19 protein-coding genes and 1 pseudogene are annotated in these 24310 nt (G+C 49.0%); 5 read left to right on the forward strand and 15 right to left on the reverse strand.

What is annotated here, in order from left to right:
* Nucleotides 1–171: 171 nt before the first annotated feature.
* The gene (gene katG, locus ACJJIP_RS02235) at nt 172–2445 is read right to left on the reverse strand and encodes a catalase/peroxidase HPI (protein WP_444946141.1); all 2274 of its coding nucleotides are present in this window, start codon (nt 2443–2445) and stop codon (nt 172–174) included.
* Nucleotides 2446–3020: 575 nt separating this feature from the next.
* Between katG and ACJJIP_RS02240 the strand changes: the two genes are divergently transcribed.
* Nucleotides 3021–4994, forward strand: coding sequence for an alkyl/aryl-sulfatase (locus ACJJIP_RS02240; RefSeq protein WP_444900964.1), 1974 nt, complete (start codon nt 3021–3023; stop codon nt 4992–4994).
* Nucleotides 4995–5072: 78 nt separating this feature from the next.
* Here the strand turns inward: ACJJIP_RS02240 and ACJJIP_RS02245 are convergent.
* The 5 genes and pseudogenes from ACJJIP_RS02245 to ACJJIP_RS02265 form a co-directional block, all read right to left on the reverse strand.
* Nucleotides 5073–6971 (reverse strand): annotated as a pseudogene (locus tag ACJJIP_RS02245) (DNRLRE domain-containing protein); the annotation flags it as partial.
* On the reverse strand, nt 6971–7612 hold the full coding sequence (locus tag ACJJIP_RS02250) for an Lcl C-terminal domain-containing protein (RefSeq protein WP_282952441.1): 642 nt from the start codon (nt 7610–7612) through the stop codon (nt 6971–6973). The pseudogene ACJJIP_RS02245 and the gene ACJJIP_RS02250, both read right to left, overlap by 1 nt.
* Nucleotides 7609–9210, reverse strand: a complete 1602-nt coding sequence (locus ACJJIP_RS02255; protein WP_444946142.1) for an ethylbenzene dehydrogenase-related protein — start codon at nt 9208–9210, stop codon at nt 7609–7611. The genes ACJJIP_RS02250 and ACJJIP_RS02255 overlap by 4 nt, the downstream gene beginning before the upstream one ends.
* Nucleotides 9211–9314: 104 nt before the next feature.
* Complete coding sequence (locus ACJJIP_RS02260; protein ID WP_020414556.1) at nt 9315–9917, reverse strand: glutathione S-transferase family protein; 603 nt, start codon at nt 9915–9917, stop codon at nt 9315–9317.
* A gap of 82 nt (nt 9918–9999) precedes the next feature.
* A complete protein-coding gene (locus ACJJIP_RS02265) occupies nt 10000–10251 on the reverse strand; it encodes an HP1242/YdcH family protein (RefSeq protein ID WP_020414557.1) in 252 nt (83 codons plus the stop codon).
* Nucleotides 10252–10368: 117 nt separating this feature from the next.
* Here ACJJIP_RS02265 and ACJJIP_RS02270 point away from each other — a divergent pair, with 117 nt between their 5' ends.
* The gene (locus tag ACJJIP_RS02270) at nt 10369–10599 is read left to right on the forward strand and encodes a hypothetical protein (protein WP_020414558.1); all 231 of its coding nucleotides are present in this window, start codon (nt 10369–10371) and stop codon (nt 10597–10599) included.
* Between the two features lie 81 nt (nt 10600–10680).
* Here ACJJIP_RS02270 and ACJJIP_RS02275 read toward each other — a convergent pair whose 3' ends face one another.
* The 5 genes from ACJJIP_RS02275 to ACJJIP_RS02295 all read right to left on the reverse strand — a co-directional run bounded on the left by ACJJIP_RS02275 (nt 10681) and on the right by ACJJIP_RS02295 (nt 15913).
* On the reverse strand, nt 10681–11373 hold the full coding sequence (locus ACJJIP_RS02275; RefSeq protein ID WP_157533611.1) for a TetR/AcrR family transcriptional regulator: 693 nt from the start codon (nt 11371–11373) through the stop codon (nt 10681–10683).
* Nucleotides 11374–11579: 206 nt separating this feature from the next.
* Entirely contained in the window at nt 11580–12599 is a 1020-nt protein-coding gene (locus ACJJIP_RS02280) for a cytochrome d ubiquinol oxidase subunit II (RefSeq protein ID WP_444946143.1), read from the reverse strand.
* Nucleotides 12596–13987, reverse strand: coding sequence for a cytochrome ubiquinol oxidase subunit I (locus ACJJIP_RS02285; RefSeq protein ID WP_020414561.1), 1392 nt, complete (start codon nt 13985–13987; stop codon nt 12596–12598). The genes ACJJIP_RS02280 and ACJJIP_RS02285 overlap by 4 nt, the downstream gene beginning before the upstream one ends.
* Nucleotides 13988–14227: 240 nt before the next feature.
* Nucleotides 14228–14785 (reverse strand): GbsR/MarR family transcriptional regulator, encoded by a 558-nt coding sequence (locus tag ACJJIP_RS02290; protein ID WP_020414562.1) that lies wholly within the window; start codon nt 14783–14785, stop codon nt 14228–14230.
* A gap of 183 nt (nt 14786–14968) precedes the next feature.
* The gene (locus ACJJIP_RS02295) at nt 14969–15913 is read right to left on the reverse strand and encodes a DUF1853 family protein (protein WP_444946144.1); all 945 of its coding nucleotides are present in this window, start codon (nt 15911–15913) and stop codon (nt 14969–14971) included.
* 226 nt (nt 15914–16139) lie between these two features.
* On the opposite strand from ACJJIP_RS02295, the gene ACJJIP_RS02300 reads away from it, so the two are divergent.
* Nucleotides 16140–17051 (forward strand): bile acid:sodium symporter family protein, encoded by a 912-nt coding sequence (locus ACJJIP_RS02300; protein ID WP_026305232.1) that lies wholly within the window; start codon nt 16140–16142, stop codon nt 17049–17051.
* Between the two features lie 50 nt (nt 17052–17101).
* Here the strand turns inward: ACJJIP_RS02300 and ACJJIP_RS02305 are convergent, their stop codons facing one another.
* Entirely contained in the window at nt 17102–17791 is a 690-nt protein-coding gene (locus ACJJIP_RS02305) for a Crp/Fnr family transcriptional regulator (protein ID WP_444946145.1), read from the reverse strand.
* A gap of 82 nt (nt 17792–17873) precedes the next feature.
* Between ACJJIP_RS02305 and ACJJIP_RS02310 the strand changes: the two genes are divergently transcribed.
* Nucleotides 17874–18641 carry a class II aldolase/adducin family protein gene (locus ACJJIP_RS02310; RefSeq protein ID WP_020414566.1) on the forward strand — a complete coding sequence of 256 codons (768 nt, stop codon included), beginning with the start codon at nt 17874–17876 and terminating at the stop codon, nt 18639–18641.
* Nucleotides 18642–18826: 185 nt separating this feature from the next.
* A complete protein-coding gene (locus tag ACJJIP_RS02315; protein ID WP_444946146.1) occupies nt 18827–19774 on the forward strand; it encodes a glycosyltransferase family 2 protein in 948 nt (315 codons plus the stop codon).
* Nucleotides 19775–19810: 36 nt separating this feature from the next.
* Here the strand turns inward: ACJJIP_RS02315 and ACJJIP_RS02320 are convergent, their stop codons facing one another.
* From ACJJIP_RS02320 to ACJJIP_RS02330, 3 genes are all read right to left on the reverse strand, one after another.
* Nucleotides 19811–22174 carry an autotransporter family protein gene (locus ACJJIP_RS02320; protein ID WP_444946147.1) on the reverse strand — a complete coding sequence of 788 codons (2364 nt, stop codon included), beginning with the start codon at nt 22172–22174 and terminating at the stop codon, nt 19811–19813.
* A gap of 120 nt (nt 22175–22294) precedes the next feature.
* Nucleotides 22295–23059 (reverse strand): OmpW/AlkL family protein, encoded by a 765-nt coding sequence (locus tag ACJJIP_RS02325; RefSeq protein WP_020414568.1) that lies wholly within the window; start codon nt 23057–23059, stop codon nt 22295–22297.
* 268 nt (nt 23060–23327) lie between these two features.
* Entirely contained in the window at nt 23328–24278 is a 951-nt protein-coding gene (locus tag ACJJIP_RS02330) for a LysR family transcriptional regulator (RefSeq protein WP_040629047.1), read from the reverse strand.
* Nucleotides 24279–24310 lie beyond the last annotated feature (32 nt).

The following is a 24310-nucleotide window of genomic DNA, read 5'->3' on the forward strand; positions in this document are numbered from 1 at the left end:
TTTTACTGATTAATTTTTTCTTTGAAGTTGTTTTTAGGGGCCAACTTACAGAGGAGCAAAATTTCCGATCACTCAGGATGTATAGAAATACTCTATGGCTTAATTCAAAATCCATACCGGGCATACCTGCCCGGTATGGATAATAGGGACTAATTAAAAAATAGATTTTAGCTATCGATTAACTTCATCAAATCTGTCCAGATTCATCACCTTCGTCCAGGCTTTGACGAAATCCTGGGTAAATTTTTCCTGGGAGTCATTGGAACCATAGACTTCAGCCACTGCCCGTAGCTCTGAGTTGGAACCGAATATCAGATCCACTGAGGTGGCAGTCCACTTATCTTTGCCAGTTTTACGATCCTTGCCTTCATAAAGCCCTTCTGACTTTTCAGACTTCTTCCACTCGGTGGACATGTCCAGTAAGTTAACAAAGAAATCATTAGTGAGTACACCGGGGCGATCGGTGAAAACCCCGTTGGGAGATCCGCTGGTATTGGCATTGAGCGCACGCATTCCTCCTACCAGGACTGTCATCTCGGGCACGCTTAAGGTGAGTAGGCTAGCGCGATCCACCAGCATTTCCGTGGGCGTTCTGCTGTTATCTTTAGCGAAATAGTTGCGGAATCCATCGGCGGTGGGCTCTAGTACCGCAACAGATTTCACATCGGTTTGTTCTTGGCTTGCATCAGCCCTGCCAGGCCTGAAGGGTACTTTGATATTGTTTCCACCCTCGGCAGCGGCTTTCTCAATGGCAGCGGAGCCGCCGAGCACGATCAGGTCGGCAAGCGAGACTTTCTTGCCGCCGGATTGATTGCTATTAAAGTCCTGTTGAATTTTTTCCAACTGCGTCAGCACCTTTGCCAATTCGGCGGGATCATTTACCGGCCACTGCTTTTGTGGCTCCAGGCGAATGCGCGCTCCATTCGCTCCGCCACGCATATCGGAGCCGCGGAAGGTGGAAGCTGATCCCCATGCAGTTCTCACCAGTTCAGGAATCGTTAAGCCAGAGTTGAGGATTGCCGACTTAAGGTTATCAATATCGCTGTCATTGACCAGGGGATAATCCACTTTGGGAATGGGGTCCTGCCAGATTAGGGCCTCCTCGGGTACTTCAATACCCAGGTAGCGTGCTTTGGGTCCCATATCCCGGTGGGTCAGTTTGAACCAGGCTTTAGCAAAGGCGCGTTTAAAGTCCTCAGGGTTTTTCTGGAAGCGTTGGGCAATTTCCTTGTAACTTGGATCAAACTTCAGTGCCAGATCAGTAGTAAACATGATTGGCGCATGACGTTTGTTTTTATCGAAGGCGTCAGGCACAAGATTGGCGGCAGCGGAATCATCAGGTATCCACTGTACCGCGCCTGCAGGGCTCTTGGTTTTTACCCAGTTAAAGTTGAACAGGTTATTCAGGTATTGTTGGCTCCAGGTAATTGGTGCTGCAGACCAGGCACCTTCCAGGCCAGAAGTCATGGTGTCATCCGCATTGCCTTTACCACACTTGTTTTTCCAGCCGAGCCCCTGCTGTTCTGTGGGAGCTGCGGCAGGCTCTGGTCCCAGGCAGTCGGCCTTGACGGCTCCATGAGCTTTACCGAAGGTGTGACCACCGGCAATTAGTGCCACTGTCTCTTCATCGTTCATGGCCATACGGCCAAAGGTTTCGCGAATGTCTACGGCGGCAGCTACCGGATCGGGTTTGCCATTCGGCCCCTCAGGGTTGACATAAATCAGCCCCATTTGTACCGCACCGAGCGGCTTTTCCAGCTGGCGGTTACCCGTATAGCGCTCGTCTGCGAGCCACTCGGTTTCCGGCCCCCAGTAAACCAGGTCAGGTTCCCAGTCATCGATACGTCCACCCGCAAAGCCGAAAGTTTCAAATCCCATGGATTCCAGTGAGACATTGCCTGTGAGAATCATCAGGTCTGCCCAGGACAGCTTGCGACCATATTTTTGTTTGATGGGCCAGAGCAACCTGCGAGCTTTATCCAGATTGGCATTATCTGGCCAGCTGTTAAGGGGATCGAAACGCTGCTGGCCACCACCGGCACCACCCCGGCCATCGTCGATACGATAAGTGCCTGCACTATGCCAGGCCATGCGAATCATAAATGGGCCGTAGTGGCCAAAGTCTGCAGGCCACCAGTCCTGGGAGGTTTTGAGCAGGGCCTCGATATCATTTTTGACTGCTTTTAAATCCAGCGTTTTAAATTCTTCTGCGTAGTTAAAGTCATCCCCCATGGGGTTGGACCTGGGTGAGTGCTGGCGCAGGGGTCTAAGATCCAGCTGGTTGGGCCACCAGAACTGATTGGACTTTGGCTGACCCTCCACAGGGCCTTGGCGAATTACAGGATCAGTCACAACTTCCTCCTTATTGGCGGCAAAGGATTTTAGCGTCAGCAGTGACATGGCGATTATCAGTGCGCCACAGAGTGGGGGTCTTTTTATTAGCATTGAAATTATCTCCATACCATTTGAAATGCAGACCGCGGCTCTATACCGGGTGTGAGTCCTTCACTGCCGGAGTCAAAAGGGTTATATAGACTATATTGGCGACTTGGTTACCTTTATTCTGCTATCTCAAGTGCCAGCGCACAGTATATGCCTGTCTTTTCAACGTCTGGTTAAATCCTGTTTGTTAATCGTGAAGGGTTGCTCAAGAGCAGGGTTAAATTTCGCGTATTTCATTTTTAAGCTGATTTATAGGGGCGCTGGAAATTATTGTTTGTTGACTTGGTCGTAACGGTTTTTTCTGCCGCCTTGAAGAAATATAAATTACTACTTATTTCGTCGCTTGAATATCAAGGTTCTTACAGCGGATTTGGCTTAATTTGCGCCAACTAAATTTCGGCGGCAAAAACAACAAATAGCTTTCCTTTTGAATGGTGTGACTTTTTCTGTCTTTCGTTGGCAGAATTCCACCGAGGTTTCAGGGAATTAGAGTGGGGGACCATTTTGTATCTGGTTACCCTCTCCTGTCTTAAGTATGGAAATGGAGTGTCATGCGTAACCAGCCTGGGGGAGCCTCTATGCGTTCATTGATATTATTGTTATCACTTTTCCTCATTGCCTGTGGCAGTGAACCCGAAGCCGGTATTGATATCTTCAATGCTGAAATAAAGCCTGCCTCGAAGGCAACTATCGTCCACAACCAAACAGTTTCTGATCGCTTACCATTTACTGATAAGACAGATTTTGAACTGGCCAAACGAGGATTTATTGCCACTATTCCCGGCGCCCAGATTAAAAATACTGAGGGACGTGAGGTGTATGGTTTATCCCAGATGCAGTTCCTGCAAGGTAGTTCTGCTCATACGGTAAACCCCAGCTTATGGCGGCAGGCCCAGCTCAACGCGTTGAACAATGGTTTGTTTAAGGTGGTGGATGGTATCTACCAGGTGCGCTCCCTGGACCTGGCGAATATGACCCTGGTAAAGGGGGATAACGGCTGGATTGTTATCGATCCCCTGACATCTGCGGAAACTGCGTCTGCGGCGCTCGCCCTGGCCAATAAATCTCTGGGAGAGAGGCCGGTCAGCGCGGTGATTTTTACCCATAGCCACGCGGATCATTTTGCCGGTGTGACGGGGGTCCTGACGGCTGAGCAACTGCAGAGTGGTTCGATTGATATTATTGCTCCAGAGGGATTTGCAGAGGAAGCGATCAGCGAGAATGTGCGCTCTGGCAATGTGATGCAACGGCGCGCCTTATACCAGTTTGGTGACCTCTTGCCCTCAAGCCCTGATGGGTTTGTTTCTTCAGGGCTTGGCAACCGGGTATCCGATGGTGAGCATGGCATTGCCACACCAACGGTTGTAATCCCTGAAGCCGGTGCACAAATGAAAATTGACGGCGTGGAGATTGAGTTTATTAATACTCCGGGGGCGGAAGCGCCGACTGAAATGGTATTTTTCTTTCCCCAGTTTAAAGCGTTATGTATGAGTGAAATAGCCAACCATACACTGCACAATATCTATACCCTGCGTGGTGCCAAAACAAGAGACGCCCTGGCCTGGAGCCGTTACATTGAATTTGCGATGGAGAAGTTTGGTGGGGAGACAGAAGTAGTATTCAGTAGCCATCACTGGCCTACCTGGGGGAAAGGGGAGGCTATGGATTATCTCGCCAAGCAGCGGGACCTGTACAAATATATCCACGACCAAACGCTGCGCCTCGCCAATCACGGCTATGACATGATCGAAGTTGCTGAGAGGCTGGAATTGCCTGAAAGCCTTTCACAGGCCTGGGCTAACCGAGGGTATTACGGCACGGTTAATGTCGGTGCCAAGGCTGTATACAATCGCTATTTAGGTTATTTCGATGGCAATCCGGCTAACCTGCACCCGGTTCCCCAGGAAGAGGCGGCTCATCGCTATGTGGAATATATGGGGGGGGAGGAAAGCATTATGGCGCGGGCACGGCGGGACTTTGCTCGCGGTAACTACCGCTGGGTGGCCATGGTACTGAAGCATTTGGTTTTTGCCGAGCCGGATAACGACCAGGCCCGTTACCTGCTAGCCGACAGCCTGGAGCAGCTGGGTTACCAGGCAGAATCCGGTATTTGGCGCAATTTTTACCTCTCAGGTGCGAAAGAATTGCGTCATGGTGTTGAATTTCGAGAAGAGGTATTGCCGGCTGAAGAAATAGTCGCCAGGGTGCCCTTGCAGCTGTTATTCGATGCCATGGCCGTGCGACTAAACGGAGAGAAAGCGGCGGATGCGGAGATCCGCCTGAATATTGATATGACCGACACCAGCGAGAAATACCTGGTCGTGGTGCAGAACGGGGTGTTACATGGCTATCCCGGTCGGCACAGTGATGATCCCTCAGCCAGCCTCGCCTTGAGCAGTACCGATCTGCGTTTGATGTTTGGCGGCTTGGTAGGTGCGCCCACCATGATCAGGGAGGGCCGCTTGAAGGTGAGTGGCAATCCCCTGGCCCTGATTAAATTCGGCAGGCTCTTCGATAAGTTTGACCGGAACTTTAATCTCGTTACGCCATAGCAAAGTAAAATCATCGGTTTTTACAGCTTTGGGTAGAGGTCCGGCAATAGTGGTGCAGTCGGCCTCAACCGTTAACTTCGCCGAGGTACCGGTTTCCTTGGAGGTGAAGTCGACCCCGTTGCTGCCTGAGCGGGGAGCGATAACCAGGCCGGTATTGCCACTATTTATCCAGCTTTCGATAAGCCCTGAAGAAGTCAGGTCGATTCGCTCAACACCTGTGTAGAACGGGACAAAACTCTCTGCCAGGTCATCGCGCACCGAGGAACCGCCAACGGAGTTCCAGGTTACAGACTCCTCTTGCCAATCATTTGCGGCCAGGTAAACACCGTAGGTATTGTCGGACCTATTGGTGACATTCAGCTCCAATGTGGCGGTATTGATCGAGCTACAGGCGGTGAGGTCTGAGAGGTCGAACTTGATCAGCGAGTACAGGGTACCAAAAGTGGAGTCACTGCCATCGGCAAGCAGCCCACCGGAATCCCCATCAAAATTACTGGATGAGTAGCGTGAAGAAATAAACACATCGTCAGTCACTGGCAATATAAAGTTGTTGCTGCCGCTGCCATCTTCAGAAATAACGCTGCGGTCCGCGCTGTTGCGTATTAAAGTCATGGCCTCACCGATACGGTTGGCACTCCACCAATTCACGTTACTGGGTAATACCAGTGGATCTGCGGTGCGATCTTCTCGCGATAAGGTGCTGGCGGTATCGTTAAATTCGGCAGTACGTACCACCAGTTCCTCTGCACTCACCTGAATTACTTTGAATTGCTGGATACTGGCCATGTCGATAGTCCAGGACTTGGCATCGTTGGCAGACCGGGCCGGAGCCCCCCAGCTGCCCTCCCCGACATAGACAGTGCCGCCGGAAGTGGTTGTGGAGAAGTTACTACCACTTGGGATGACTGCCTCGGTAAGTTTGGTGAGGTGGGTATCGGACTCCACTACCAGGTTCATGGCGTAATCGTAGAAAGGCTGTGCCCACCAGCTGAACAGGGTGGGGTTGTCAGACTTGCCTGTGTAGTGGGGAAATAAAGGCTTATGGTATTGCGCAAAGCGCCAGCTGGCTGCACTGCCTGATGCTGATAAGTCACTTTCAAGCCAGTTATTCATGGCAGTTGCATAGGAGGACCAGCCACTGCTCTGGAACTGGCTGTTGAGGGTATATACACGCAATAGGGGAGAAACCTGCACAGCACCATAGGTGTCGCTGGGAGAGCAGTCACCGTCGCTATTAAAGTCCACGCCGAAGACCTGGCAGATGGTGGAATAATTATCGTCCTCATGATTGCCGTGTGTGGGAATTAACGGGTAGATGCGTTTGTAACTGTAACCATCGATATTATCGCTGGAATAAGTCAGCTCCCAGTCGTCCAGAAACTCACGCATTTCCGATGCACTATTCGCGTTGGTAAAGTCTCCACCGTGCATAACGGCGAGGGGGCGAATTTTTGCGAGCAGCTCATTTCCCTGCCGGCGGGTGGTATGGCCAGTTCGGGTATCACCGCCGGCAACCACTACAAATGGGGAATTGTGCGCAGGTGCAGTCCGGAACCAAAAACGATCCCCGCAGCCATCTTGATCACAGATACGAAAATAAACGGGGGAGTCTGCATTTAAATCCTGTAAGCGCACGAAGTGACTGGTGATACCGCCATCGAAGCTTTCGCTGTTGCTGACATAGGCACTATTCCAGTTACTTTCGTCGGTGGAGTAGCCATAGTTTAGGTAGGGGTTATTGCTACTGCCGTCAGGTGAAAAGCCAATCACTGCGCTGCTGGAAGCATCACCATCCCAAGAGAGCCTGTAATGTTTGGTTGCGGCACTGGCACCCATTGTAAGTAATAACGCCGAGATTGTAAGAGCACTGCCAAAATATCGTCTCATTAGAGAAATCCTTTGGAAATTGGGACCATTTTTGTGAGAGCGTCGCGGCCTGGAGGGGGGGTGGATTGCATGGCAGCAACGCGCAGGCATTATTGAGGAGCTTTGTGACAGGCTGTTGAACGACTGGTTACCAAGCGGACGAATGCGGCATTACGATAGGGAATTGTGACCCTGTCCCCACCAATAAAATTCACAGCAGTACCGCCGACTGTTAAATAGCGGTAAATACCGCTCAGTTTCTGTTTATTTTCACTGGTCCAGTAATCGCCTCGCATGGTTTTTGGAAAGTACTCGGACTCAATTGTCGGGCTGCCCGGTTTATTGTCTTTGCTGATAATCGTATTGATCTCACTGAGAGTGGGCAGGCGCCAGTTGCCTGCTTGACACAGGCGCTCGCGATTAGTGTGCCGGATCAGGTCTTCAGTATCGCAGCGGTCCAGCTCAAAGTAGCAGTCGCCATTATTGGCAACGCCTTCGCTATCAATAAACCAGGAGTAGGTCCAGCGTCCATCGTGGATGTCCTCGTTGTCGGTTTTTACTTCCCATAAGAGACCACTACGCTTGTCACAGACGCAGGACCAGGGACCTTCCCAGGCGCCGAGTAACTCCCCCTGCATATTGACCTTGACCAAGTAATGTTCCGGTGGCTCAGGATTTTGTGGGGCACGGACTATTGCTGCCGCAACCAGTGTGAAAGGTAGAGCGAAGACCAGAAGTAGGCGAAGTATCATAAGGTTTTATCAAAGCTGAGTTGAATGGCGCGGCTGTGGCGAGTATGGGCAATTTGTGCACGGTCAAAGGCGGAGACCCACATGCAGATGCCGTCCACAATAGGAATATCTTGGGAAGAGCCGGTATCCAGTTTGCGCACCAATTCCAGGGACCAGTGGCCATCGCGCCAGATACCACGAGCGCGGACATCTGCACGGTCGCCCTCAAAGCGATTGGAGGTATACAGCACCGAGGGCATCAAGGTACCCAATGGGAATTGGTCGTGACTTGAAGAATAGGGTTGGTAATCGAACCAGGAAATAGTCCAATCCGGGCTTTGACTGTGGGGGAGAGAATACTGATAGGGAGCCAGCTGATCTATTTTTGCAGGTAGGCGCTTGGGGGTGATTGTAGTGGGAGAATACCACTTCCAGTTCATTCTATAAGCACCGGACTCTTTGCTATCCTGCTGGTAACCTGCGGTATAGCGACGTGCACCGGGACGCACTTTATCCGGTTTGCCGATAAAGTTGTCATCAGCCAGGTGCATCTTATTGCTACGTACTGCCTTCCAGTGCCAGAGGTCATGTACCTGCTCGGAGGTACTGTAATGGTAGCCTTTGCCGTGCCAGTTTGCGGGTTTATCAGCCAGTGGGGATTGTCCCAAATGGGCGGTGCCAGCTGCGGCGAAGGAGCAGTTTTCAGAAAGGAGTATTGCGAATTTATCTTCGTAATGACGTTTTTCATCAAATATCTTATAGCCTGATTGCAAGATCTCCCAACCTTCTGCAGTTTTTTTCAAGGGCAGGTGGGCGAGGCTCTCATTGGGATCTTGCCAGGTGATATGAAAAAAAATTTCCTGACCATTTTGCAGGGCCTTTAACTGCACATCGGAGCGGCCTTTATAAAAATTGGCCCCACCATCAGTACGTAAGGTGAGTATTTGAGCCTGTTGCCATTGTGGTTCTGAGGCCATGCCATCGATGTTGATGATGGTATTTGGTGAAATCCCGGCGACTGCCAGGGGGTGATGGGAATATCCGTGAATTAAATACCAGCTTCCCACTAAAAGAAAGCCAAGGGAGAACGTGCCTAGAGATAGTGAAACTAAAGGAAGGTATTGTCTTTTGGGCAGTGATGGTTTGAGGATAAATGGAAGTGCACGCAAGCCAAATTGCATAAGGTAAACACCGCCGTGCATAAAAATATAAAAGACAAGTCCGATGGCGCTACAAAAGTGAATCGAGCGAAACCAGGGGAGTGGGCCCAGGCCGTTAAACAGCATCCAACCGCTCAACAGTGAAGTTATAAGCAGGGAAACACCACCCCAGGTAACTAGTCTGTGATAATTGATAGGCTTGGGCGTCGATATTCCAGACAGGTTTCGAAAATAGGGGATGCGTGAGATCAAATATCCTGCAGCGGCCAGGGAAAGTAAAATTGCGGAGACAAAGTGAACAGTATGGACCTCTCCTTGGGGGAGAAGCTCTGCAATAGTAATAAGCGCAGGCTTATCCAGGGTTGCAATACGCAATCCACTGAAAAGGCTACAAGTTACCGCCACAACAGCGGCGCCGTGTAGAAGTATCCACGAAGGGCTCTTCGATCTATTTGACATGGCGGCGCCTCAAAAAGCGCTCAGGCTATCGATAGGATATGACAGTTTAGAGAAGAATTTATGAGACTAGGAATTGAAACCTGGCCTGAGGGTAGAAACTAGGGTTATTCGTGCAAGTGAGTGGCACGAAAGCTTTCACGAGCTTCAAGGTTTTCCGATAGGGCAGTTAACTGTGGTCGTCCATTGCGCCAATCGAAATCATCATGACGGAAGTCCAGATATGACAGGGCTGAGCCAAGGTTAATATGGATCAGGCTGAGCTGTTTGGGGAGCTTTGATACATTTGACTCAAGGAAGTCCAGTGCCCTGGTGATTGCGTCGTTAAAACGTTGCCACCAGAACTCTGAGTGCAATCCTTCGTGCTTACGCAGTTTTTCCATTTGTCGCTGCACCAGGGTTTCCATCAATCCTGAGGTCGTGCTGTAAAGTGTGCGCAGATCCCAGTCATTCTCCATGGCTTTACTCAGGTGGCCATCTCCAAGTTGTTTGTCCAGGTAGGCACAAATAACTTCGCTGTCCATAATGGCACTGCCATTGTCCAGATTCAGGCAGGGCACTTTGCCAAGGGGATTGCTGGAGATTAATTCCTGTTCATTTTGAAATGGATGGGAAAATTGCTCAGTGATAACAGACTGGAGTTTATGTTCATGAACGACAATACGGGCAGTTCGAGAAAAGGGAGAGGAATAAGTCAGGTAGAGTTGCATGGCGCCATCAACTTGTTCTGATTGCTTGTGATTTCAGTGTGCTGAATGGCGCCGGCAATGTCCAGACAATAGCCATCGCAAATTAATGATGGGTAATCATTCCTGTGATGCGGTTATAGAGATGCTGCTTAAGATAAGCACGCTGTTTTTTTAGGCTGGAGTAGTGGTCGTCATCAGTGCCTATCCCGCTGTCTTGAAGACCGCGAATTTGTTTATCAAGTTTTCGGTAGAGGTCGTTCTCCAGTTTGAATTGCAGGTCATCCCTTAGAAGTATCTTGATGGTTTCTGCATACTCTGGGAAGTCCGATTCCAGCTCGTGCGCGGCAATGGGCATATGAGAACCTCCACTTGATCCAGTAAGAGTTTCACTACGAATTCTAGTTCGGGTCCAGATGGTCACAAATGGGTCGATTGAATACTGCCCTTTTAGGGCGGAAATGGGCAATTTGTGATGACAGATATCGATGAAAAATCAAGAATAAGTAGTAATAAACGAGTGATTTTTAAAGAAGTTTCCGTGATTTATTTTACCTGGGAAGTTGATGATATTTTTCTTTTTCAAATAGGCCTTCGTTTTTGGAAAGCTAATGATTTAGGGGTTTTGGGTTGTGATGGTTATTTGTTTTTGAGTTTGTTGGAATTGAAGAATAGGATGTGGCGAATAAGTGATGGGCAAAAATAAACCCGGCAATTTTGTTGCCGGGTTTATTTTTTAAGCAAGAGTGGATTGAGAATCCTCTACTAAAAGAGGCCTGTACGCTGTTTAGGCCGAAGCCTCCAGCGGAGCGAAGCGCAGTTGGCGCCTCTGTAACAGTTCTCCCAGGTAAAGCTTCAAGTATGCGGCTGCCGCTCGCTTACCTTCAGCCGCGGACTCATCGGTTATTCTTCCGAAACGCGAGTAAGCCTGGGAGCAGAAAGAGTCATTGATATTGATCGCACACATAAAGCGGTCGCGCCAATCCTGCGATGGAGGCAGTTCAAACTCGCGAGACAGATTCTTTATCAAGGTGTCTGCCAAACGCCAGTTATTTTCCATTTGCAGTTGACGCAATGCCCAGCTGGATTGCGGTCCGTAGTGTACCTTCAGTGCAGAAATATTGTCTTCATAGTAGCTGCGTACCAGATCACACAGCTGATTGAGCATATCCTGCCAACTTTCCGCAGGTGAAAAGTCTGAATGGCCCAGCACTACGTCTCCGAAAGACTTGTAGTGCCGTTCTGCCAGGGCAGTAAGGCTGGCATCCACACTGGGAAAGAAATGGTAGACAGATGCTGCAGGAACCCCGGCTACCTGGCTCAGGTTTGCGAGGCTGATATCGGTTGAATCCTGCTCAGCGATTAAGGTTTCCAGCGCATCGAGAAGCTTCTCGTATTTCTCGCGGCCGTTCTTACGTTGTGGTTTGCGCGGACTAGCAGTGTCGCGCCGGCTGATAGCCCGTCGATCGATTTGGTTCAAATTCACCTCCCCCTTAGACAAGCGCAATCTGAAAGCGCCAGAAATGCGCTTTACTTCCTTGTAAAAAATTGTCTTCTGGAATTGATGATTATTATCGTACCAATTTCGGCGAGCAAGGGGATTTTGTTTGATTTGTGGGGTAGTTCCGCGCTACCAAATTTTATTTGAATAGATGTTGCTACCCCTTGAAAGTGGAAACTATTTCTTCAGTGATAGTGAAGCTCGGTTGCTTTGCCGCGAAATACCCGGTAAGAAAAAGCGGTATAGGCAAGAATGACTGGTATAACAATCAGCGCACCAACCAAAATGAACTTGAGTGATGCAGTGGCGCTGGCCGCCTGCCAAATATTCAGCTGTCCCGGCACGATATCGGGAAAGAAACTGAAAGCTAAGCCGATAAAGCACATCAAGAAGATGATCACCACCATAGTGAAGGGAAGAGCGCTATGTCTGTCATTACTCTTTGGCATTCTTGCCAGCAGGACATCATTAAAGATAAAGGCCAGGAAGCAAAGGGTGGGGATCAGCAGCACAAACATTACCAGCGGATAGGTAAACCAGCGATCAAAGACGGTTGGATTGACCAAGGGGTTGATTACCGATACCGAGAGAACACCGAGCAGGGTTGCGCGACCGGCCCTGCGTGCCCAACGCACCGAGCGCGCCTGTAGCTCATTTTCGGTTTTTAACACCAGCCAGGCCGAGCCCATATAGCTGTATGCGGCGGTAGCACCCAATGCACTGACGGCAGAGAACAGTTGTGCCTGCCAGCCGGGTGTAAAACCCATGACATACTGCCCCAGCATGTAGCCCTGGGAGAGACTGGTGGTGAGGGAGCCCGCTTTGAAAGTTCGGTCCCAGGCGAGTTTGTGTCCTACGGCGGCCTTGGCACGGAAGTCGAATGCCACACCTCGCATGATTAGCCCGACCAACATAATTGCCGCGGGAATATAAAGGTGCATCAATACCAGGTTATGGGCGATTGGAAAGGCGATCAGCAGCAGGCCGACAGCCAGTACCAGCCAGGTTTCATTGGCATCCCAGAAGGGGCCAATTGAGGCGATCATAGTGTCTCGCTGAGGCTCATCCTCTTCGCCCATAGGAAGTAGGATACCGACTCCCAGGTCGTAGCCGTCGAGAATAGCGTACACGAGTACTGCGAGCCCCATCAGGCCAATGAAAATTACGGGCAGCCAATAGGCAGCGGAAGTTGCCCCCTCACTCATTGTGAATCCCCCTTTGTCGACTTCTGGGTTGAATGAGGCAGGTTGGTCAGGCTGCCTCCTGCGAGCGGTTCTTGTGTCTCAAACTCCTCCACTTTGACTGACTTCAAGGCCATTACTTTCAGGGTGTGTATATAGGCGTATAAAAGGATCACGTAGACAATCAGGTAAAGAGTTAACGAGAAGCCGACATGGGAGGGAGGTAGCTGGGTGACTGCGTCAGCGGTTTTTAATACACCTGTAACAAGCCAGGGTTGGCGACCGATCTCTGTTACATACCAGCCGGCAAGTGTCGCTACCCAGCCGGCAAAGGTCATTCCCACCAGGGTTTTCAGTGCCCAACGAGGAAGTTCTTTTCGCCGCCATAACAGGTAGCAGCCGCCCCAGGCCACGGCGAGCATCAACAGGCCTACACCCACCATAATGCGAAAGGCGAAAAATACCGGCGCTACTGGGGGGTGGTCTCCTGGGAATTCATTAATACCTCGTACTTCGCCATCCAGCTCGTGGGTTAGGATCAGGCTGGCCATTTTGGGGATGGCAATCTCGAAGTGATTGGTTTTCTCCTCGCCATCAGGAATTGCGAATAGCAGTAAGGGCGCACCTCTCTCCGTTTCCCATACACCTTCCATAGCTGCCACTTTTTGCGGCTGGTGCTCAAAGGTATTGAGACCATGTAAATCCCCCACAAAAATCTGGATAGGAATGAGAACTGCCGCCAGCACCAGACCGGTTTTCAATGCCAGGCGCGGGGCGCGTTTGGGGTCGCCTTTCAGAATGCGATAGGCAGAGATTCCAGCGACAAAGAAGGCTGCCGTTAATCCCGAAGCCAGCAGCATATGTGTCAGGCGGTAGGGAAAAGAGGCATTGAAAATAATTGCGAGCCAGCTTTCTGGGTAAGCGACACCGTCGCGCATTTCAAAGCCAGAAGGGGTCTGCATCCAGGAGTTAAGAGCGATAATCCAGAAGGCGGAGAGTGTTGTGCCTATGGCTACAACAAATGCCGAGAAGGTGTGAACTTTGCTGGGAACGCGGTTTATGCCAAACAGCATAATACCGAGGAATGTGGCCTCGAGGAAAAAAGCAGTGAGTACTTCATAACCCAGTAATGGCCCTGCGATATTACCGACTTGAGCCATAAAGCCTGGCCAGTTGGTGCCAAACTGGAATGACATGGTAATACCGCTGACAACCCCAAGGGCAAATGTCAGGGCAAAGATCTTCACCCAAAATCGATATGCGCGCATCCAAACAGGATTATTCGTCTGGTCATAGCGGAGCTTGAAAAAGACGATAATCCAGGCGAGAGCGATAGTGATAGTGGGAAATAAAATATGAAAACTGATGTTGGCGGCAAACTGTATTCTGGAGAGGATCAGAGTATCTAGCATGGGTGCCTCTGCTGGTCGGAACTATTTTTAACCAGATAACTGGGTACTCTTCCTGAGTAACCCGGGGGTGCCCGAAAAAACACCAATGCAGAAGTATGGACCTGCCAGTATTTTTTGAGCGGTTACCGACGCTGGGTCGGCGGCGGTATATCCCTATACCGCTTTTTCTGTAGCCCGCTGGATTTCTCAATCCCCGGGCTGACTACTTCTATGTATTTCTTTTATTGCCGTGGCGTACTTTTAGTCGGAGCTTGACGTTCCACCTGTAAGTCTGCTTTTGAGTTCCAGCAGCTTGACGATGCCTGAGCCAAGCTTCATCAATTTAAGCAGGTCATCATGCTCCAGTTTGCTCAGTGTGTTGGCAAACTCCTCCAGTAACTCCAATAGGCTGTAGACCTCCTGGATCTTTTCCTGGGCCTGGGCTTCCTGCTCATCCTGGGGCTCATTGAGCAACAGCTGGCGCAGTAGGCTCAGGGTTGGGTCTAGTTCCCGTTTTCGGCGCTCTTCAAAGACTGTGCGTGCCAGGTCCCAGATTGAACCGGCTGCGGTGAAGTAATCCTTGCGATCTCCCGGCTGGTGGTGCAGTTCGATCAATCGCCAGGCCTGTAACTCCTTAAGCCCCATACTCACATTGCCACGGCTGATTTTGAGAGCCTGGGCAAGTTGCTCTGCATTGAGGGGCGATGGGTGGATAGTGAGCAACGCAAACATCTGGCCGACAGTACGATTAAAGCCCCACCGGCTGCCCATCTCGCCGAAATGCAGTACGAACGCCTGGGCTTGACTGGAAAGTTTCATGGAATTCTTAAATTTCAGAAATTTCTGAAAATTGTAAATATAAATTGATCTATGTCAATAAGTAATCGGAAATTGTTTGCCTTAGGCGAGTTACAGGGAAGGAAAGGAGACAACTTTAGGAGGGATATTTCGGATAGAGGCTGTTTGGGCTGCTCGCTGAGTACACCACACTCACCTCTGTTTTCAGTGGCCAGGCAGGCTTGCCAGTGCCTCTGGATACCAGTGTTTTGGAACAATGAATCCGCGGCAGACTTCCCCGCTTTTATCCTTTGCCGCAACACAGAGAGGGCGGTCAACAGGGGCTTTGTCCAAAGCCTTCGGAAGCTCATCAGAGTGACTTTCGCTAGCGAGGTCCGGTTGCAATGGAGCCAGCCAGGTAGGTTTAGGTAAATAAAACCAGCGTAAAGATTGATATTGAGGGAAAGTACTTAAGTAGAGGTTGAAGCTATCCGGGTCGGCCCACCAGAATTGCATTTGTCGTTTTGATAGCTTCCCTCTGGCTTTAGCAGGGCCCTCCAATGCGTAAAACAAACGTCCGGGTATCAAGGTCCACTGCTGTTCAATTTTTAAATTTAGATCTTGCAGAAGGTGCACTACCTCAGGGCGCCGGATTAATGGCAGCTGGTGCTCCGCCATACGCCTCAGCTTGATGTCCAGACGATCCCTGAGCTCAGGGCCAATCCAAAAGTGGCCAGGTAGCTGCAGGTAAAATTTCACTGCAACCTCCCAGTGTTCGCAAGTATCACTGGGGAGGTGTCGTACCACAAAGTCCAGTTCACCCAATGTTTTACCAGCGATACGCAGAGGTAAGTTGTGGTGCAGCAGTTGGTAGTCGGGGTGATGTTCAAAGACAAAGGCCCACAGCCTCTCAAAGTACACACCCAATCGGGATGTGGGTTTGCGCTCGCTATAGTGCTGCAGGAATGCCTCGAGTTGCGGTGAAAGTTTCTTGTTGACCTGTGACTGAGCGAAATACTCCAGTAGCCTTTTTCGTCTTTTCTCCGGCAACCATGGCAATGTTGTGGGCAAAAAACTTGATTCAAGTGAGCCAGTAATACCCGGACTCCCCACAGCCCATAGTAAATTGGACCAGTGATCCACTGGTGCACTAGGGAAAATCTGTGACATAAAAAGTGTGACTGCCCTGAAATCAATGCTGGGCAGTGTACCAGAGGCGGCACTCTTCGGTGGACTGTGCTAGGGTTCAATATCGCACAGCGAAACAATAAAAATACGAAATAAAATCTGGTAACTCGAAATAGTGGTTTTACATAGGTGTTTCATGCGTGTCGCTCTATCAAGTGGCCACCTACTAACCGGGTTACCAAAATAATAATAATCTCAGGAGGCTAGTGTGGAATCAGGACCCATGATCTCAATCGGTCTGCCGATTGCGCTGTTTATTATTATGGTCGGAATAGGGATGACCCTGACGGCCAAGGATTTCCATCAGGTAACTGTGAAACCGGCTGGTTTGGTGGTGGGTACTATCACCCAGATTCTCCTGATGCCGATTGTTGCTTTCGCATTGTGCTGGCTTCTTAGCCTGCCCCCTGCGATTGCCGTAGGTCTCGTTATTATCGCGGCATGTCCGGGGGGCACTACCTCAAATCTTTTCACCCTGCTCGCCCGTGGCAATGTAGCCCTGTCTATTGTTCTTACTGTGTCTGCAAGCCTGATCACTATCCTCAGCCTGCCATTTTTCACCAACTATGCACTGCGAACCTACTTCGGTGCTGAGCAGGAAATAGTGCTGCCGTTTGCGAAAACTGTCGTGATGTTATCAGTCATCGTATTGCTGCCGGTAGTTATCGGGATGTTGGTGCGAGCCTGGAACCCTCATTTGGCCAGCCGTGCAGAGGGTATTGTAAGCATCTTTGGTGCGTTGGTGTTGCTGATTCTTGTGGTAGGGCTTGTGTGGGGCATGCGCGATCGTATTGATGAGCTGGCGACCCAGGCCGGGCCTTCAGTAGTCCTGTTAAATATTCTGGGTGTTTTGTTGGGTTTAATGGCCAGCCGGCTTTGTGGCTTGCCTAGCCGTGAGGGCTTGGCGGTAGCTACTGAATTAGGTATTAAAAATGGCACTATTGGCCTGATGGTAACCTTGACTCTTCTACACTCCAGTGAAATGTCGGTGCCCTCTGCGGTCTATGGCGTCCTGATGTTCCCATCGGGCATGTTGCTGGCTCTTTATGGCCGCAAGAAAGCCCGGGAGATGGAAGGGGCAGGTGATAAACAGGCTGAAGAAATTGGAGAGGCTGGGTAGAAACTCTGTCAGTCATAGCCTGGCCAACCAATGTTTGCTCGGGCTGTGATTTAATCAAGTTCTTCAATATAGGCATGAAGACGGCTTAAGTCTGGTACTTTGATGTGACCGTAAGAGGACTCGATCAGCCCTTTAGACTCAATATTTTTTAGTACGCGATGAACTCCCTGCCGGGTCATGCCCATGGTGTTGGCAAGTAGTTCACGGGTGAGTCGAAAGCTCACTGCGCCACTAATATCCTTACCGTGATGCATCTGTGCCATAAAGAACAGGCGCCGTGCAACTCTTGCTTCGGTACCCCGCAGGACGTCGTCCTGGATAATCGACATTACTGCCCACAAGCGGAGGCTCACTTGTTCCAATACTATTGGATAAGCCTCTGGGTGGCGGCGCATCAAGTCGCGTAATTGTTCGCCTTGAATATCCACAATAGTGCAGTCACTGTGAGCGTTGGCGCCAAATACTCGGGGAGTACCAGGGCAAAATACCGTATCGCCAAACCAGGCTCCGGAATCCAGTATGGCAAGTGTGGCTTCGCGCCCTGAAATATTACTCGAGCAAATACGTACCTGCCCCTCGGCAATAATTGACAGGCGTTCCAGTAAAGAGGCAGGTGGATAAATCATATCCCCAGTGCCGAAGCGCCGTACTTGTGCTCCTTGCGCAAGCCGCTCCATGGCCTCAATTGGCAATCCGGAGAGCAGAGGACAGGCATCTAAAATGGCCGCAATAGTATTCATTCGCCAAGTGTAAACAAATTGACAGTCTTTGCGGTAAGGCTCATCCAGAATCGAGGCTCGAATAAGAAAACAGGAGAGCATCATGCAACTGGAAATCATGCCTTCACTAAAGGGAAAGGTCAGTGAGGAAGAGTGGCAATTACGTGTCGACTTGGCTGCAGCCTACCGGCTAATCGCTCATTACGGCTGGGATGATACGATTTTCACTCATCTTTCCGTGCGTATTCCGGGGCCCGAATCTCACTTTCTGATTAACCCGTTTGGAGTATTTTTCGAGGAAATTACCGCTTCCAGTCTGGTCAAAATCGACTTGGGTGGGGAAAAGGTTGACGACAGCGGTGCGATGGTGAACCCCGCGGGATTCACTATCCACAGTGCCATTCACGAGGCTCGAGAGGATGCTCACTGTGTTATGCATACCCACACTACTGCGGGTGTGGCAGTTTCAGCACATGCCGAAGGGCTGTTGCCGATTTCCCAGCAATCCCTTTTTCCCCTATCGAGCATTGCCTACCATGATTATGAAGGCATTGCCGTGCGTGAAGATGAGAAAGCGCGGTTGGTCTCTGACCTGGGTATGGCGAACTACATGATCCTACGTAATCATGGCCTGTTAACCTGCGCCTCCACCATTGCAGATACCTTCCTCGCCATGTTTATCCTGCAGCGTGCCTGTGAAATACAAATTGCTGCGCTCGCCGGTAATCCTCCTTTGACCCCAGTTCCCCAGGAAATTGTGGATAAGATCGTTAGTGAGGGAGACATGGTTACAGGTAGCCAGGGAGGCTTGCTGGCGTGGCCGGGACTTCTGCGCAAACTGGACAGGGTAAATCCTGGCTATTGTGAATAAGTTGACTAAATATGGCCGCGAATCAGTGAGTTATTCTATTTAAGGTGCGTATCAACAGTTCTTTTATCTATGTTAATGGACCATAGTTCCAAATTTGATACTGTTGAGCATTTTTCATGTACACCTTGATGTATATTATTTTTTATAAGAGGTAACCAGAAGAGTGACATATTTTGGTTACCTTGATGGTCAAAGAAAATAGTTTTCGGTTACATGACATGCTTCAATACTTTTTGAAAAAAAGGCTCAGAAGCCACGATTTAAATAACAACTTAAAGTTGGAGTCTCTGGTTCGCAGTCATCTGTTGAGCCAGCAAACTCTAACCAGTGTTGAAGAGGGGGTAGGAAATAATAAGCCAGATAAAATCGTTGTTTCGCTGACATCCTTCGGTCGACGTATCCATGATGTTTATTTATGTGTGGAAAGTTTATTCCAACAATCCCTCAAGGCTGACGCTATAGCTCTGTGGTTGTCCAGAGAAAATTTTCCCGATGAAAAAGTGCCGGAGATGTTGCTGAAGCAGCAGCAGAGAGGTCTTCAGATCTTTTTTGTTGACGGTGATCTTGGCTCTTATAAAAAATACTTTTACGCATTTAATCAGTTCCCGGATAGTTTAATAATTACTGTAGATGACGATGTCTTATACCCACCGGACATGGTTGATATGCTGTACCAGGCTTATTTACGGGAACCCTCATATATCCATTGTCATCGTGCCCATCAAATCACCCTTGATAAGACTGGAAACCTACTTCCCTATGAGAAGTGGAGATTAAAGAGGGAAAGCTGGTGTGGCTTCTCCAATACCAAACCTTCCCATATGGTATTCCCAACCGGGGTTGGAGGAGTACTTTATCACCCTCATGCTTTGCATAAAGATGCGTTTGATAGTGAGAAATTCCTCAAAATTTGCCCTGATGCGGATGATATTTGGCTAAAGGCGATGAGTATCAGGCAGGGAACTAAGGCAGTCCGTGTGTCGGATCACCGTCACTGGCGGGATCGGTTTTTAACAATACCAGGTGCCCAAGGATCTGGCTTAAAAAATACAAACCTGAAAAGGAAATCTGGCAATGATTGCAAGTTAAAGAAGGTATTTTCTGAATATCAATTGCTAGATAAGCTGCAATAAAAAGCGCTAATAATGAGCCGCTATAATTGGTACTTGCTACCATTTATAGCGGAAACCTAGTTCCAGGCCACCAACAAAGCTATCCCCAAGATTTTCCAGGCTACTTGAATAAAATATTTCTGAGTATATTGAGCAATGATCTCCACACTCTTCATAACTGGCGCCCATACGAAGCTCACCAAACCAGTTGTCCGGTTCCTGATATAGGCGGGTTCCTGAAACAAGCAAGTCTGTTTCCTGGTCGAGATTAAAAATCAAGCTTGGTGTCATATAGAAGCTAAAGCGTTCCAAAGGTAGCGAACCATACATTTTCCGGCTTGATTTGCGCTGGCTTTTTCTTTTCTCGAATGCGGTACCCAGGCGCAATAAAAGACCATTGTTATTGATATCACTCACGAGAACTTCGTAAGTATCCTCGATATCCTCTGCTTCCTCAGAGGTATAAATTAGTTGGGCCAAAGGAGTAATGGAATAGTAATCGTATAATTTGAAGCTCCATCCGCCCTCTATGGATATGGCATAACCGTAGGCTTCGCCACTGTTATGCAGAGTACGTAGATCGTAGGCATCAAAATCGAAGTCAAACCAGTCCAGTTTTAATTGCGTATCCAGATATAAGCCCTGGTAGCTGTACCACGTTAAGTATGCGCTGACACCATAATTTCTGACATCAATGTCACCATCGCCAAAGAATGAATCCACATCATTTTTAGCATCGCCATAATGCAAGGTCATACTTGCAACTGGCGAACTGCCCAGGACTGAAACATTCAGGGGTAGATCCGCTCCCAGTTGCAATTGAAAATAATTTTGATCCCAGCTGGCCCAGGTGGTGGATTGGCTTGGTGAGGCGCTAATATAACGTGCACTACTACGTATCCACAGGCCTTTGCTATCGATAGCAGTTTCTTCTGAACTACTGTAATCAGTATTAAGAAGATCTTTATAACTGCTACCCACCCAAAAGCGGTTTCCTACACGACTGCGTAAGGGGGTGGGAAGGTTCAGGGAGCGAAGTATCTGTGGTAGGGATTCATATAATACCGCAGTGGGTTGCCAGCGAGTCATTCCACCTTGTGGGAATTTGCTTGAGTCATTTACTACAGAGCGCAGGTACCAGTCACCATCATCGTTACCTGAAACTCCGTTGTGATGAAGGGTATAAGCATAAGCACCGCCAATAGCTGCTTGCTGGTCATCCTTGGTGACATAATCACCATTTAACACAAAAGCATTGTCCGTAGATGATTCTGATACCGAAATTAGTTTAATGCCGTTACCTTCGGTGCGGGCTCCTTGTCCATCAAGGTTAAAAACTGTAACTGCTGTAGTGCCGCTGGCTTCGCCTTCAATAAACAAGTGGTCACTTCCCGCATTATCACCTTCAAGGATTACATCCATCCATAGGCGGCCATTGCCGCCAATATATTGGCCATAGTTACCATTACTATCTTTTTTTACTGTTAGTTTATTGAATTTTTGATTAACCAGATCGATAGTTCCATCATTGGCAACATTGCCAGTCACGGTATATTCGTCAGTATCAAAAAAAGCTTGCCCTCCCCACTTGACGTGCAATCCCAGAGGGTTGCCATTGCTATCCTGGCCTCCGCCGACGTTGAGGCTGCCGGAAAAAATCATTTTAGAACTACCCCAGATAACAACCCTCTCCCAATTATCTAACTGGGTTCCATCTACGCGATAATCCAGCTTGAAAATCAGAGTATCAATATCACCATCTTCAGCGCTGAGATCATCACCACCATTAAGTATGGCGTCGCCCTCGAAGGAGTAGGAATCTATAACCAGAGTGTCTGAGCCATTGCCACCTCGAATTTCATTACTGAGCCCCTCATCCCAGTGGATATAGTCGTCCCCTTCGCCGGCATCCAGGTAATTAAAAATAAAACCACCATCCAAGGTGATTTTGTCATTTCCATCGCCACCCCAAACATGGAAAGACAACCCGTCCAGAATTTGAATATCATCATCGCCGGCACCGCCGTGAATACCTCCACCGCCAAGATAAGTGCCAACATCACTACTGCGTTCGTTCAAGACAATAGTATCTTCGCCATCGCCACCATCAACCAGGTTGGTCACTATGGCCCCAAGAATATGGATTTCATCGTCACCGGATCCCCCATAGGCATTATTGAGGTTGCCGCCATTTAGATTTAGGGTGTCATTGCCTCCCAAGGCATTAACGTCTGCGTCTTCAGCATCGTTATCTTCATCACAGGTAATTTGATCTGGGCCATCTGAACCGGTATTTCCCGGAGTGCACTCCGCTACAGCAGGATGGATCGATAATAAAGGTAAGAATAATAAGAGGTATGAAATAAGGTATCGAGGTTTAAAGATAATGAACAGCTGGTTTAATTTATGTTTGATGACCACAATGACTCCGATAAATAATATACGGGGAGCAGACAGCTATTGACTCATGTAGGCTGACTGCTGTGATCCACTGGTAAAATTCAACAGGTGAATCTAATAGCTGCAATTAATGAGGTGTTTTTAAAACTTGGTTCCCACGCCAATATTGATTACCCATGGATCGTAATCAAAGTGGGCGTAAAGTCGATCACTGCCCAGTTCGGTGGGGAAATCCACTGTGGGATCTGTATCAGACATGTAATAAAGCGCTGCAAGATTAATTATTAGTGGATACTGAAACTGGCGAAAATCCAAATTGAAGTCCACCCCGGCCTGTAGCGCCCAGTCCCAAGAGTGCCCCATATTAAATGATCCAGGTGCAACGGCCATGCCTGAATCTATCAGATATTCATTAAACTGGCGGCTGATTGATACTGTATGGTAATTGGTATAGTTAATCCCAGCTCCTACATAGGGACGGGTGAAATAGGAAGGGTCCAAGAAATACCAGTTTGCGAAAGCGAGTGTGCTAGAGGCCTTGAAATCTCCTAACTGGATTTGGTCACGGCCCGGATTGCCTGTGAAGTTATCCAGGGTTACGTCATATGAAGCGTTATTAATATGCATCAGTTCAAAGCCCCAACGATCTGTGGGGCGCCAAACTCCTGAGATCTGCCAGGTTTGCGCGGTGTCCATTTCCCAGGTTGTATTGTAAAGATCCCACTGTTGAAGAACTCGATATTTCAGTGATGTAGCTGCGTCATTGGGAGTAACATAGCTGAGCCCGAACCTAACTATAAAGTCCCCCCACTCTATGTCACGCCAGTCCTCTTGGGCATGAGAAAAGTTTGCACCAAAGGTCAAAAGAAACGTAATTGCGGTGCAACTTAGTCCCTTAAGTTTCATCACTATGTCCCTCTATAAAAATTCTGTACTTACGCAGGAAATTTCTTTCTTTTCTGCCGTTGTGATTTTTCCGCCAGGATTTATTTGAGGTTGCCGGCGGGTATCCCAAAAGTAGCAGGATTCGGGCCGGCCGCAGGGGATTTGACGAACTTTAAGGCATGACTTTTAAGGGAAATAGAAAAGCAGGGATCGTACGAATAACAATCTCTTCTGTAGACACCAGTAAATATAAGATTGATACCTCCCTGTTTTAGTTGGGGAAGGTTAATTACTTGGATTGAAGTATTTTGGGGCTTCCAATTTCTTCCGGCACAGTTTCCAGGTTACGGGCATAATCCAGAAACTCCATTGCAGCAGGAGAGAGGGGGCGGGATTTTCGCCGGGCGAGATACCAATGAGTGATAATGGGCAGTTCTTCTACATTCAGCATGGCAAGGCCGGCACGCCCGCCAAAGGCAAGTGTATGCTCGGAGAGAATCGATACGCCGAGACCAGACATCACTGCATGTTTTATGGCTTCATTACTTTCAATTGTCATACGAACATTGAGATCGACCCCCCTTTTTCTCAGGAAGCGCTCAATTGCATGACGTGTACCGGAACCTTCTTCCCGACGCAGGAAAGGACAACTGGCAAACTCCTTCAGGGAGATCTTTTTCCTGTTTGCAAGCGGGTGTTTTTCTGGGGCGATAGCCAACAAGCGGTTGGGTAAAAACTCCACCAGTTCCAAATCGGGATTTTGCGGGGGATGACTGAATACATAAAAATCATCAGCATCCTCCCCAGTATAATCAATGATTTGTTGGCGATTACCTACACGAAAGCGAATATCCAGCTGTGGGTGTTGTTCATAAAACTCCCCAATTAGGTGGGGGATAAAGTACTTGGCTGTGGTGACAACGGCCAGTTGGAGTTTACCGCTTTCCAGGCCCCGGAGTTTAGCCAGTTTCAGCTCCAGGTACTCATAGCTTTTTAGTATCTCTCTGGCACTTTCCACCAATGTCAGGCCTGCTTCGGTGAAGTGGATTTGTTTGCCGACAGAATAGTAGAGGGGTAGCCCCACTGCCGAGGAGAGCTTGGCCAGTTGCATAGACACACTGGGCTGGGTCAGGTGCAGGGTTTTGGCGGCGGTACTAATGCTGCGTTGCTCGAACACTGTGAGGAGGATTTCCAATTGTCGTGCGGTTCCGATGCGGGCGTGGGCTCTGCTGGATGACACAAGGCACCTGTATAGAGGATTGCTGATAGATA

It is taken from the genome of Microbulbifer variabilis, from assembly GCF_052467165.1.